This is a genomic window from Variovorax paradoxus, assembly GCF_009498455.1.
GTDB lineage: Bacteria > Pseudomonadota > Gammaproteobacteria > Burkholderiales > Burkholderiaceae_C > Variovorax > Variovorax paradoxus_H.
Map to the genome: position 1 here is coordinate 4,665,538 of NZ_CP045644.1, position 12,369 is coordinate 4,677,906.

At 62.3% G+C, this 12,369-nt stretch carries 10 protein-coding genes; all 10 read left to right on the top strand.

The window, feature by feature from the left end:
* Position 1 precedes the first annotated feature (1 nt).
* Positions 2–784, top strand: a complete 783-nt coding sequence (locus GFK26_RS21535) for a crotonase/enoyl-CoA hydratase family protein (RefSeq protein ID WP_153283780.1) — start codon at positions 2–4, stop codon at positions 782–784.
* A gap of 14 nt (positions 785–798) precedes the next feature.
* Positions 799–1,938, top strand: coding sequence for an FAD-dependent monooxygenase (locus GFK26_RS21540; RefSeq protein ID WP_153283781.1), 1,140 nt, complete (start codon positions 799–801; stop codon positions 1,936–1,938).
* A complete protein-coding gene (locus tag GFK26_RS21545; protein WP_153283782.1) occupies positions 1,935–3,518 on the top strand; it encodes a class I adenylate-forming enzyme family protein in 1,584 nt (527 codons plus the stop codon). Before GFK26_RS21540 ends, GFK26_RS21545 begins: the two co-directional genes overlap by 4 nt.
* Before the next feature lie 51 nt (positions 3,519–3,569).
* Entirely contained in the window at positions 3,570–4,703 is a 1,134-nt protein-coding gene (locus GFK26_RS21550) for an ABC transporter substrate-binding protein (RefSeq protein ID WP_153283783.1), read from the top strand.
* A gap of 74 nt (positions 4,704–4,777) precedes the next feature.
* Positions 4,778–5,893, top strand: coding sequence for an alcohol dehydrogenase catalytic domain-containing protein (locus GFK26_RS21555; RefSeq protein ID WP_153283784.1), 1,116 nt, complete (start codon positions 4,778–4,780; stop codon positions 5,891–5,893).
* A 20-nt stretch (positions 5,894–5,913) separates the two neighbouring features.
* Positions 5,914–6,453 (top strand): cupin domain-containing protein, encoded by a 540-nt coding sequence (locus GFK26_RS21560; RefSeq protein WP_153283785.1) that lies wholly within the window; start codon positions 5,914–5,916, stop codon positions 6,451–6,453.
* Between the two features lie 15 nt (positions 6,454–6,468).
* On the top strand, positions 6,469–7,506 hold the full coding sequence (locus tag GFK26_RS21565) for a branched-chain amino acid ABC transporter permease (RefSeq protein WP_153283786.1): 1,038 nt from the start codon (positions 6,469–6,471) through the stop codon (positions 7,504–7,506).
* A gap of 1 nt (position 7,507) precedes the next feature.
* Entirely contained in the window at positions 7,508–9,349 is a 1,842-nt protein-coding gene (locus tag GFK26_RS21570) for an ABC transporter permease subunit (protein ID WP_153283787.1), read from the top strand.
* 3 nt (positions 9,350–9,352) lie between these two features.
* Positions 9,353–10,105, top strand: a complete 753-nt coding sequence (locus GFK26_RS21575; RefSeq protein WP_153283788.1) for an ABC transporter ATP-binding protein — start codon at positions 9,353–9,355, stop codon at positions 10,103–10,105.
* Positions 10,106–10,718: 613 nt separating this feature from the next.
* Entirely contained in the window at positions 10,719–12,368 is a 1,650-nt protein-coding gene (locus GFK26_RS21580; RefSeq protein WP_153283789.1) for a DUF1302 domain-containing protein, read from the top strand.
* Position 12,369: the final 1 nt, after the last annotated feature.

A 12,369-nucleotide genomic window follows, 5' to 3' on the forward strand; every position in this document is an offset into this window, starting at 1 on the left:
CATGTCTGAACGTGACAACCACATTTCCTACGAAGTACGCGATGGCGTTGCCTTGATCGGCATCGATCGCGCAGCCAAGCGCAACGCCATGAATCAAGGCATGTTCGAGGCGCTTGGCCGGGCGGCAGCGCGTGCGCAGAACGAAGCGCGCGTCGGCATCATCCATAGCCACGGCCCCAACTTCTCCGCCGGGCTGGATCTGGCCGAGCATCTGGAGCGTGACCCGCTCGCGTCCATGCACGAATCGCGTGCCCAGCATGCGATCCTCAACGTGATCGAACAGGGACGGATCCCGTTCATCGCCGCCCTGAGTGGCGCCACCATCGGGGCCGGCCTGGAGATTGCCGCATCGGCACACCTGCGCGTCGGCGACGAGACGACCTTCTTTGCACTGCCCGAAGGCAAGCGTGGCATTTTCGTCGGGGGAGGCGGATCGGTGCGGATCTCTCGGCTGATCGGCGTGGCACGCATGATGGAGATGATGCTGACGGCTCGGACGCTGGCAGCTGCAGAAGGTGCTGCTTGCAACTTGCTGCAGTTCACGACCCCACCGGGCGGCGCGCTCGAGAAGGCGCTCGAGCTTGCGGCCGGAATCGCGAAGAACTCTGCCGTCTCCAACTTCGCGATCATCAACGGGCTCCCGCGTCTTCGGGATGCTTCGCACGACGACGGGCTGTTCTTCGAGTCCGTGCTCGCAGCCATCACCCTGGCCAGCCCCGATGCTCAGGCGGGCCTTCGCGAGTTCCTCGAAAAGCGCGCGGCCCGACTCGCGCCGTCCAACTGAACAGGAGAGGAGCGATGAAAATCAATATTCTCGGCGGCGGTCCTGCTGGCTTGTATGCGGCTTACCGGATCCGGACGCAACTCCCCCATTCCACGGTCACGGTGTTCGAGCAGAACGAGGCGGACACAACCTTCGGATTCGGCGTGGTGTTCTCCGACAAGGCGCTCGAGTTCCTGAGCGCCGACGATAGTGAAACGCTCGCCCTGATCACTGCGGGCCTTGAGAAGTGGAGCGACATCGAGCTGCGCATCCACGGCGAAAAGATCCGGATCGACGGAATCGGATTCACCGCGATCGCTCGCCTTCGCCTGCTAGGCATCCTGCGGCAGAGGGCACTGTCGGTTGGCGCCAACCTTGTCAATGGCCGGGTCGTGCAGTCGCTTGAAGAACTTGAGGGTGCCGATCTGATCATCGGTTGCGACGGCGCCAACTCGCTGGTGCGCAAGACCCACGAAGCCGAATTCGGCACCGAGATTCGTCTTCTGGACAACCGCTTTGCCTGGTTCGGCGCCACGCGCGCATTCGACGCACTCACTCAGACATTCAAGACCACGCCGAAAGGCACTTTCAACGCACACCACTACCGCTATGCGCCATCGATGAGCACGTTCCTCGTCGAAGCCGATCCGCAGACCTTTGACAGCGTGGGTTTCGCGTCCATGTCGGAGGAACAGTCGCGGGCCTACTGCGAGGACGTATTCGCCGAGGAACTCGACGGAGCGCACCTGGTGACGAACAAATCGCTGTGGCGCCGCTTCCCCGTGATCAGCAATCGCAACTGGTCCGTGGGTAACAAGGTTCTGGTCGGAGATGCACTGCGCACAGCGCACTTTTCGATCGGCTCGGGCACGCGTTTGGCGCTGGAAGACGTTCAGGCTCTATCGCACGCACTGGTGCAGCATCCGAACAGCGCGCGTGATGCCCTGGCCGAGTTCGAGGCCAAGCGCCGTCCCATCGTCGACAAGCTCGCCGGCGCGGCCGCGCGCAGCGCAGAGTGGTATGACCATTTTCACGAGCACATGGCTTTGCCCGCGTGGGACTTCGCGATGAGCTATATCAGCCGGTCCGGCCGCATCGATTCGGCGCGGCTGCGCGCGATGTCGCCGGCATTCGTGGACGGCTATGAGGCGTACAAAGCCAAGGTGTCTTCATGACGGTATCCCGGAGCAACGTTCCTGCCACGTTCGGCGGCGTTGTCCTTCAACAGGCCCGCTTCGGCGCCAAGATCGCGTTCGCCGATACGCAGCGATCGGTGACCTTTGCGCAGTTCTCCGAACGGGTCGACCGGCTCGCCGACTCATTCTTCCGGCTGGGCCTCAAGCCCGGAGCGCGCATCGGCATCCTCAGCCGCAATTGCGTCAGTGCGGTCGAATGTGTCGCCGTCATGAAGGCGGGCTTCGTTCCGGTTCCGCTGAACTGGCGCCTGACGCCACCCGAATTGGCCTCTTTGCTGCGCGACTGCAAGCCCGATGCGCTTGTCTGTGACGAGCAGGGCGCCAAGATCGCTGATGAAGAAATCCTTCCGCACGTTGCAATTCCTCATCGCATCGCTTTCGGCTCCTCGCGTGCCGGCTGGTTGGACTTTGAAGCGTTCCTCGGTGCCGGCGTCGCGGATGCGATCCATCCTGCCGCGGCCGAGGACGCCACGGCCCTGCTGATCTACACGAGCGGCACGACAGCGGCACCCAAGGCGGCCATGATCAGCCATAAAGGGTTGGTCGCGAACGCCCTTGCATCCGCGTCCGAGGCCATCGGCGTGTCCGAAGATGACACGGTCCTGTTCGTCATGCCGCTGTTTCACGTCGGCGGGCTGTGCTACTACCTGCTCGCGAGCTACATGGCAGGTGCCAGTTGCGTGCTGCGGCCGATGTTCGAGGTCAGCGACCTGGTGACCAGCATCGAGCGACTGGGCGTTACCAACGTGCACCTGGTGCCGACGATGATCTCCGACCTGGTCGGTCATCCGGGTGCGGCGCAGGCCGCCTCGAAGCTCCGGCGCATCGTCTATGCCGGCTCCGCCATGCCCGTGGCGCTGTTGGAGAGAGCGATGGCTGCCTTCGGGAACTGTTCGTTCTCGCAGTCCTACGGCTCGACGGAAGGCGGCATCATCACGGCCCTCGGCCCAGCCGAGCACCGGATGGCAGCAACGCAGCCGGACAAGGCCCACCTCCTGCGATCGTGCGGGCAGTTGCTCAGCGGCACAGACCTGCGCATCGTCGATCCCGATGGCGGCGATTGCCGGAACGGGAGTCCGGGTGAAGTGCTCGTCCGCAGCGCTCGGACCATGTCGGGCTACTGGGCGTCGCCCGAAAAGACCAGGGACACGTTCGTCGGCGAACACCTGCGCACCGGCGATATCGGTTATCGCGACGCCGATGGCTACCTGTACCTCGTCGACCGGAAGAACGACATGATCGTGACGGGAGGAGAGAACGTTTTTCCGTCCGAGGTCGAACAGGTTCTCTACCGCTCCCCCGACGTGGCGGAGGCGGCCGTCTTCGGTGTACCAGATCCGCGCTGGATCGAGAAGGTGGCTGCGGCGGTCGTACTGCGCGAAGGATCGCGAGCGACGCCGGAGTCGCTCCTTGCCTTCTGCAAGGCTCACCTCGCCCCCTACAAGTGTCCCAAGTCAGTTCTCGTCATGGAGCAACTGCCGAAGACCGGCGTGGGAAAGATCTCTCGCAAGCTGCTCCAGCAGGCCGTCGTCCACGCGGCGAACGACGCCAAAACCTAGATTCCGCAGAAACCGCAGCGGCCGATTCGTCGCTGCAATAGAGGAGACATCATGAAACTGATTCGAACCGTCACGCTGCCCGCGCTTCTCGCCGCGTTATCGCTTCCCGCGCTCGCGGTGAAAGTAGGGGTTATCACTGCGGCAACGGGGCCAGGCGCATCCCTGGGCATTCCCTACAAGAACACCTTCGCGGCATTGCCGGCGACGCTGGGTGGCGAACCCGTGAGCTACATCATCCTCGACGATGCGACCGATCCCGCGAACGCCGCCCGACTCGCGCGAAAACTCGTCTCCGAGGAGCAGGTGGACCTGATCATCGGCTCAGGCAATGTCCCCACGGCTTCGGCAATCAGCTTCGTGGCATCGGAGACAAAGACGCCGCAGATCGCACTTTCGCCATTGACCGGCGAGCCGGCGAAGAACCCGTGGGTGTACTCGGTTTCCCTCCCGACCACGCTGCAGGTGGGGGCCCTGGCAGAGCACTTTGCTGCCGCCGGTGGCAAGCAGATGGGCTACATCGGATTCAGTGACGGCTGGGGCGACCAGGCCTACGGCGCATTGATGGAGCATGCCGCTAAACGCGGGTTCCAGGTCACCACCAACGAGCGCTTCGCGCGCCTGGACACCAGCGTCAACAGCCAGGTGCTTAAGGTCATCGGAAGCAAGCCCGAGGCCGTCATGTTGGGCGTATCCGGCACGCCCGGCGCGCTTCCGCATACCGCCCTCGTTGAGCGCGGATTCAAAGGGAAGATCTATCACACGGCGGCAATCGTGAACCCGGACTTTCTGCGCATCGGGGGCAAGGCAGTTGAAGGCGCCTTGGTTGCCGCAGGTCCGGTGATCGTGGCTGAGCAGCTGCCCGAAAGCAACCCGGTCAAGAAGCAGGGCCTCGAGTTCACGAAGGCCTACGAGGCCAAGTACGGCGCAGGCTCGCGCAACTCGTTCGCCGCCTACTCATGGGACGCGTACCTGATCGCAGACCGCGCGGTTGCTGCCGCACGTCGCAAGGCCAAGTCGGGCACGCCGGAGTTCCGTCAGGCGTTGCGTGACGCGCTGGAGCAGACCTCGGAACTGGCCGGGGCGCAGGGGGTGTACACGATGAGTCCGACGGATCACGCTGGGTCCGACAAGCGTTCGGTGGTGCTGCTTCGCATCACGAATGGGGCCTGGATGCTCAACAAGTGATCGACGCATATGGCGCGGTGCCTCGGAACCTTCGAGGCTCAACGCGACAAAGTAGCAATTTTCAGGAGACATCAATGAGTGAGAAAACCATGCGTGCGGCACGGCTGCATACGATCGGCGGCCGCTTCCAGATTGACCAGGTGCCCATTCCCGAAGTCCGCGAGCTGGACGTGCTTGTCGAGGTGAAGGCCGCGGGTGTCGTGCCGAATCTGCGCAACGTCGTGACGCACTTTCCCACATGGTTCCCGTACCTGCCGCTCCCGAAGCTGCCTGCGATCTACGGCCTCGACTCTGCTGGCGTGGTCAAGGCCGTGGGAAGTCGGGTCCGAACCGGCGTGAAGCCCGGCGATCGTGTCTACGTCAACCCTGGCCTGTCCTGTGGGACCTGTCCGGCCTGCAGGAATGATGACCCAGTCAATTGCACGTCCTATACCTTCATGGGCTACTTCGGATTCGGACCGGGCTCACAGAAGATCTACGAGGACTACCCGTATGGTGGGTTCGGTGAGTACCTGACGGCACCCGCATCGAGCTTGGTGACGCTGCCGCAGAGCGTGAGCTTCGAAGAGGCAGCACGCTTCGGTTACATCGGCACGGGGTACTCGGGTCTTCGCAAGGCGCGCCTGCAAGCTGGCCAGACCGTGCTGGTCGATGGCGGCACCGGCACGCTGGGCGTCGGCACGGTGATCTCGGCGCTGGCCATGGGTGCCTCGAAGGTGTTTGCGACCGGACGAAACAAGCTGCTGCTGGAGAAGCTGAAGGCGATTGATCCGAAGCGCATTCATACCATCGCACTCGGCGACGGACCGGCCTCGGCCGCCGTGATGAAGGCGACGGACGATCTGGGTGTCGACGTGGTGATGCAGGCGCTCGGTCCTAGCGCGCCCGCAAGTGCGGTCGTTGACTCCATTCATGCGCTTAAGCGCGGCGGCGTAATGGTCAACATCGGCGGGGTTTCCGAAACCCTGCCGATCGATCCTATTCCGATGATGACTCAGCAGAAGAGTTTCGTTGGATCGTGTTGGTTCACGACGAAAGAGGGTCAGACCATGGCCGATCTTGCGGACGCGGGTTTGCTGAACCTGGGTGTCTTCGAGCACGAGCGCTTCGGTCTCGACTCCGTCAATGAAGCACTGGACGCGGTCGAGCAGCGAACGGGCGGCTTTTCCAACGTGGTTGTTGTCCGGTGAGGACGGCCGGGGAGAAGATCATGAACATTCGCAGAGTCGTGACCGGCCACAGCGACGCCGGCAAGTCGGTCGTGGTGTCGGACGGTCCGCCCCCACGCTCGGTCGACTTCAAGCACGTGCCCGGCATGAGCGCTTCGCTGATGTGGGAGACGACAACTGGACAGCAGGTCGGCGCGAGCGCCGTCGACGGCACCCCTTCGAGCTCCTGGATGCCGGGCGTGGGTGGAACCAATCTGATGATGCTGGTGTTCCCGCCGGACTCCGTGATGGCAGACCCGAGCTTCGATGCATTTGCTGCAGGGATGGAGTACGTGCAGAACTTGCCCGGGTTGGCCGAAAAGTTCGAGCGGGATTCGCCGGGCATGCATACGACAGACACCGTCGACTATGCCGTCGTGCTGGACGGCGAGATATGCCTCGAACTCGACGACGGGCAGGTCGTGAGTCTGAAGAAGCACGATGTCGTTGTGCAGAACGGAACCCGTCACGCCTGGCGCAACCGGTCCGACAGACCGGTGACGATGCTTTTCGTTCTGACCGGCGCGGTCCGGTCGCGATAGCGGGAGCAGCCTGTCATGGATATGTCCGTCTTCTCCCTGCTGGCCATCGATGGCATGACCAACGGCGCGGTGTATGCGCTGCTGGCAATGACAATCGTGCTGGTCTTTGCGGTGACCCGGGTTCTCTTCATCGCCCAGGGCGAGTTCGTGGTGTTTGGCGCACTGACGCTCGCGGAACTGTCCAGTGGAAAGCTGCCGTCGGCAGTCAGCCTGTTGTCCGTTCTCCTGGCCGCAGCCGTGATGCAGGAAGTGGTGGGCGCCGCGCGCCACAGGACTTCACTGGCGGCCACCTTGAAGTCCCTATCGAGGCTCGCCATGCCGCCTCTGGCTGCGATCTTCCTCACCTGGGCGGCAATGAAGGCGCAGCCGCCGTTGTGGGCGAACGCCATCCTGACACTCGTGCTCGTCACGCCGATGGGGCCCTTGCTTTACCGCGTGGTGTACCGCTCGCTGGCATCGTCGAGTGTCCTGACGTTACTCATCGTCTCCGTCGGGGTGCATTTTTCCTTGGTCGGACTGGGTCTTGTCTTCTATGGGCCTGAAGGCTATCGCACGCCAGCGTTTGCCGACGGGACGCTGGAGATCTTCGGCGTTCCTGTGTCGATGCAAGCGGCCCTGGTGGTAGCGATTGCAGTCTTGCTGATATCTGTGCTCTCCTGGCTGTTTGCATTCACCTTCCGAGGCATGGCGCTTCGGGCCACGGCAGTCAATTCGCTCGGAGCCAGGATTGTCGGCCTCTCGACAGAGCGCGCGGGGGAGACCAGTTTCGCCTTGGCAGCGGCCATTGGTGCGCTGTCAGGGCTGCTGATGGGTTCCACCACAACGCTGTACTACGACACCGGCTTTCTGATCGGCCTCAAAGGCTTCATTGCGGCGGTGTTTGCCGGGCTGGCCAGCTTTCCAGGTGCGATGGCAGGCGCGATGGCCGTCGGGCTGATCGAGTCCTTCGGTTCGTTCTGGTCCAGCGCTTTCAAGGAGTCGATCGTCTTCGGCGCCGTCATTCCCATTCTGCTTTGGCGTTCGGTCCTCCATGGCACATCAGAAGAACACTGAGATGAATTTGCTCATTCGCGCCACGCCCTCGTCGGCCAAGAACGCCTCCGCGTCGCGCGGCATCCTTGGCAGCTACCGGTGGGGTGTGGTCATGGTGGTTGCATTGGTACTCGTGTTGCCACTGCTCCCGGTGCCCGAGTTCATCATCACGCAGATGAACTACATCGGCATCGACGCGCTGGTGGTTCTCGGTCTTGTTCTTCTGACCGGCGTGTGCGGGTTGACTTCCTTCGGGCAGGCAGCGTTTGTGGGCATCGGCGCCTACTGCACTGCCTACGCGACAACCGCGTTGGGATGGAACCCTTGGATGGGTCTGGCGCTCGGCCTGGTGGTCACGCTTTTTGCCGCTCTACTGCTGGGGGCTGTGACCCTGCGCATGTCGGGTCACAACCTGCCGCTGGCCACCATCGCATGGTGCATCGCGCTGTACTACGTGATCGGAAACCTGGGCCCGCTGGGGCGCTACGACGGACTCGTGAACGTGCCGGTGATCGATATCGCTGGCTGGAGCTTGCAGAGTGGCCGGCGGTACTACTACTTGGTCTGGCTGATCGCGGGCGCCGGCGCCTTTGCGTTGTTTCGGCTGCTGGATTCGCGCACGGGCCGCGTCCTGCGCGCCATGAACCCCGACCATGGCGGTGGAGCGACGATGCCGGAAGCCATGGGTGCATCCGTCTTCCGGCACAAGCTTCTGGCTTTCGTGATCGGGGCCGTCTACGCAGCGGTAGCAGGGTGGCTGTTTGCGCACCTGCAGCGTGCCGTCAATCCCTCCCCGTTTGGAATTGGAAAGAGCCTTGACTACTTGTTCATGGCCGTGCTCGGGGGTGTCGGCCACATCTGGGGTGCCTTCGCTGGAGCGGCGTTCACCACGGTGCTCCGCGACGTGCTCCAGGACTGGCTGCCAAGACTCGTGGGACGCAGCGGAAACTATGAAACCATCGTGTTCGGTGTGCTGCTGATCGTCATCCTGAAAGTGTCCTCCGGAGGGCTGTGGTCGTTGGTCGATCGATGGATGAAAAAGTCGCAGCGGCCGAAGGCCATTGCAGCATCCGGCAGGTTGCCCGCACGAGGCAAACCTGCCAAGGGAAATCCACTGCTTGAAGTGCGATCCATCTCCAAGCGCTTCGGAGGCCTTGCTGCCGTGCGCGACATCAGCTTCTGCCTGCGCGCCGGCGAGATCGTCGGCCTGATCGGTCCGAACGGGGCCGGTAAGTCGACGACTTTCAACCTCCTTTCCGGCGTGCTGCCGTTGTCGGAGGGGGAGGTGCATTTCGCTGGTCAGCGCATTGACGGCCGGTCCTCGCGCGAGATCGCCCAGCTCGGCATGAGCCGGACATTCCAGCACGTCAAGCTGGTCCCAGAGATGACGGTGCTTGAGAACGTCGCCATTGGCTGCTTCATCCGCACCGACGCCGGTCCTCTCTCGGCCGTGATGGGATTGGATGCGCGGCAGGAGGCCATCGCCTTCGCAGAGGCAGAGCGGCAATTGATCCGAGTGGGTTTACGCGACGTGGTCCACGAATACGCGGGCAACCTCTCGCTGGGGCAGCAGCGTCTGGTCGAGGTCGCGCGTGCCCTGGCCAGCGATCCGGCGTTGCTGCTCCTGGACGAGCCGGCTGCAGGCTTGCGTCACGCCGAGAAATTGGCGCTTGCCCGCGTGCTGACTCAATTGAAAGACGAGGGTTTCAGCCTGCTGCTGGTCGAGCACGACATGGGCTTCGTGATGAGCCTCGTGGATCGAATCGTCGTGATGGAGTTCGGTCAACGGCTGATGGAGGGGACACCTGACGAAGTTCGCGGGAGCCCCGAAGTCCGCGCGGCCTACCTGGGCGTGGAGGGCTGAACCATGTCAAAGATCTTGCAGGTTCGGGGACTTTCCGCTGGTTACGGCAAGGCGCTTGTTCTCGAGAACCTTTCCCTCGAGGCTCATGTCGGCACGATCGTGTCAGTGCTCGGTCCCAACGGCGCCGGAAAGAGCACTCTGCTGAATTCGCTGGGAGGCGTACTGCGCTCCAAGGGCATCGTCTTGTTCGAAGGAGAGGACGTGTCGGCGCTACCGGTCGAGCAGCGCTTGATGCGCGGCATCGCCTTGGTGCCGGAACGTCGAGAACTCTTCGGGACCATGACCGTGGAGGAGAACCTCCTGCTCGGTGGCTATCGCCCCCGGTCGATGGGCGATCTCACCTGGCGCAACGGCCTCGAGAACGTCTACGACCTGTTCCCGCGGCTGCTGGAGCGCCGCAAGCAAAGGGCAAACACCATGTCGGGCGGTGAGCGGCAGATGCTCGCCGTCGGCCGGGCCCTGATGAGCAAGCCGAAGTTGCTGCTGCTCGACGAGCCAAGCCTGGGCCTTGCTCCGCTGATCGTCGCGGACATCATGGCCGCGATCATGCGCCTGAGTCGAGACGGCCTGAGTGTCCTGCTCGTCGAGCAGAACGCCAGGGCGGCGCTGGCCATCTCTCGGTATGGCTATGTGCTCGAAACGGGAAAGTTCGCCGTGGAAGGCGAGGCTGCGCAACTGATGCACGACGAGCGACTGATCTCGACGTACTTGGGTGCCGAGAGCCCGCAGACAGCGGGGGCGGTTTTCAGCGGCTAAGAGGTCGTGAATTGCGGTGCGATTCCTACTACAGCATTCCTCAGGAGACAAAAAAGAAATGAAAAGAGTTATCAAGCGTGTCGTGGTTGCCGCGTCCATCGCTGGCGTAGTTGGAGGAGGCGCAATTGCCTCGGCGCAAGACCAGTCGATACCGCGCGTTGGGTTCGTTGCCGGTGCGGGAGGCTATCCCAGGATGGCCGTCACCAACCAAGCCTTTTTTGATGAGTTGTCCAGTGCTGGATACCAGGACGGCTTAACTATGAAAGTGGTTTTCCGGAGTGCGGAAGGCAACATGGGCCTCATGCCTCAGCTGGTCGGGCCGAAAGAGGCAACGATGAGAACAAGCGGTCGCGCAGTGAAAGCCTTCGAGCTCGAGGGAGCATCGAGGTAGTCGAAGGAACAGCGCGGATTTGGATTCGCGTTCGAATTGATCGGGACGGAAACCCGAAAAGAAAGGCTAACGAACTCATGACGGAGAGGATCTGTCGTGGGCTGTGGCATCGATCGACTTGGGCGGCCAAGCGGTATTCCCGCTGCGTTGCCCAAGAAATGGGGCATGCAGTGAACCCTATCGGCTCGCGCACGACGAGCTGAATATAAATGAGGAGACAAGATGGAGTTCGGAACAAGACAAAACGCCGCGCAAAGGCTTCAGTCGCGCGCCTTGATGGGGTCGTGCATTCTCTTTGCGGCCTCTGCGATGCCGCTCGATGCCGCCGCCTCCCAGATTGAGACGGATGATCCTGATCTCAAGATGCGCTGGGACAACACGGTCAAGTACAGCAACGCATTTCGATTACGGGAACGATCTGAGCGGATCATGTCCGACGCACGCACGGACGATGGCGACCGCAACTTCGGCAAGGGCCTGATCTCCAACCGCGTCGACCTTTTTAGCGAGTTCGACCTCAGCTACCGCAACTTTGGGGGGCGCATCAGCGCGGCCGGATGGTACGACTCCGTCTATCACGGCAGCAACGACAACAATTCCCCTTGGACGAGGAACACCAACGGTCTTCCTTCCAACGAGTTCTCTCGAGAGACGCGGCGGAGGATGGGTGGAAAGCTCGAGTTATTCGACGCGTTTGTCTTTGGCAAGGGAGAGATCGGCGGCTTGGCGGGCACGGTTCGCGCGGGCCGTCACAGCGTGATCTTCGGAGAGACGCTGTTCTTCGGAGCCAACGGCATCGCCAATGCGCAAGGTCCGATCGACCTGGTCAAGCTGCTCGCCGTTCCAGGCACCCAGTTCAAGGAGGTGCTGCGCCCGGTCCCACAGATTTCAGGGCAGCTGCAACTGGGTTCCGGGCTCTCCCTGAGTGCCTACTATCAATTTGGATGGGCAAAGACTATCTTGCCGCCTGCCGGCAGCTACCTGAGCACTTTGGACCTGGTGGGCGAAGGTGCGGAAAGTGCCTTGCCCGGAGGAATCTTTCCTCGGGGTCCTGACCTCAAGCCCAAGAATTCGGGTCAATGGGGTATGCAGCTGCGATACCGCATCGAAAGCCTGGATGCAGACCTCGGTCTGTATGCGGCCCGATACCACGACAAGACGCCGCAGTTGTATCTCACATTGGATCCAGCCTTCACTCCTTCCCATTTGGTACACGCGTATGCGCAGGGCATCAAGACTTACGGCGCGAGCTTGAGCAAGACCGTGGGCGAGGCGAACATCTCGGCTGAAGTCTCCGTTCGACGTGGCGCGCCGCTGGTCACCGATCCCCAGACCATCCTTCCGACCGCGCCGAAGGACAATGTCGCCCACCCTGCCTACGCAATCGGCAATACGCTTCATGCGAACTTGTCGATGGTCTACAACGTGCCGAAGAGCCCGCTGTGGGACAGTGGTTTCCTCCTGGGTGAACTCGCCTGGAACCGCACCCTGAGTGTGAGGGCGAATGCCGCGGCGCTGGATCCCAACACCACGCGCAGCGCGCTGGCCCTGCGGTTGCTCTTCCTGCCGACTTACTACCAGGTGTTGCCGGGTCTCGACCTGACGATTCCGATCGGATTGGGTTACGTCCCGAAGGGCAAGTCGTCCGCAGTGTTCGCGTTCAACGGTGGAGTACAGCGCGGTGGCGATGTGAGCATCGGTATTACTGGCAACTACCGGAACACCTGGGAGTTCGGCATCAATTACGTCCACTACCTGGGCAGGGCCGATTCGTTCCTGACCCCTCCCAATAGCCAGACTGCCGTCTTGTCGTATGGGCAAGCACTGAAAGATCGCAACTTCGTGTCCTTCAATGTGAAGCGCACGTTCTGAA

What these genes read in the sequence shown, in the direction of transcription:
- GFK26_RS21570 (WP_153283787.1), top strand. Translation starts at nt 7,508, where the DNA reads ATGAATTTGCTCATTCGCGCCACGCCCTCGTCGGCCAAGAACGCCTCC.
- GFK26_RS21580 (WP_153283789.1), top strand. Translation starts at nt 10,719, where the DNA reads ATGGAGTTCGGAACAAGACAAAACGCCGCGCAAAGGCTTCAGTCGCGC.
- GFK26_RS21575 (WP_153283788.1), top strand. Translation starts at nt 9,353, where the DNA reads ATGTCAAAGATCTTGCAGGTTCGGGGACTTTCCGCTGGTTACGGCAAG.
- GFK26_RS21540 (WP_153283781.1), top strand. Translation starts at nt 799, where the DNA reads ATGAAAATCAATATTCTCGGCGGCGGTCCTGCTGGCTTGTATGCGGCT.
- GFK26_RS21545 (WP_153283782.1), top strand. Translation starts at nt 1,935, where the DNA reads ATGACGGTATCCCGGAGCAACGTTCCTGCCACGTTCGGCGGCGTTGTC.
- GFK26_RS21535 (WP_153283780.1), top strand. Translation starts at nt 2, where the DNA reads ATGTCTGAACGTGACAACCACATTTCCTACGAAGTACGCGATGGCGTT.
- GFK26_RS21560 (WP_153283785.1), top strand. Translation starts at nt 5,914, where the DNA reads ATGAACATTCGCAGAGTCGTGACCGGCCACAGCGACGCCGGCAAGTCG.
- GFK26_RS21555 (WP_153283784.1), top strand. Translation starts at nt 4,778, where the DNA reads ATGAGTGAGAAAACCATGCGTGCGGCACGGCTGCATACGATCGGCGGC.
- GFK26_RS21550 (WP_153283783.1), top strand. Translation starts at nt 3,570, where the DNA reads ATGAAACTGATTCGAACCGTCACGCTGCCCGCGCTTCTCGCCGCGTTA.
- GFK26_RS21565 (WP_153283786.1), top strand. Translation starts at nt 6,469, where the DNA reads ATGGATATGTCCGTCTTCTCCCTGCTGGCCATCGATGGCATGACCAAC.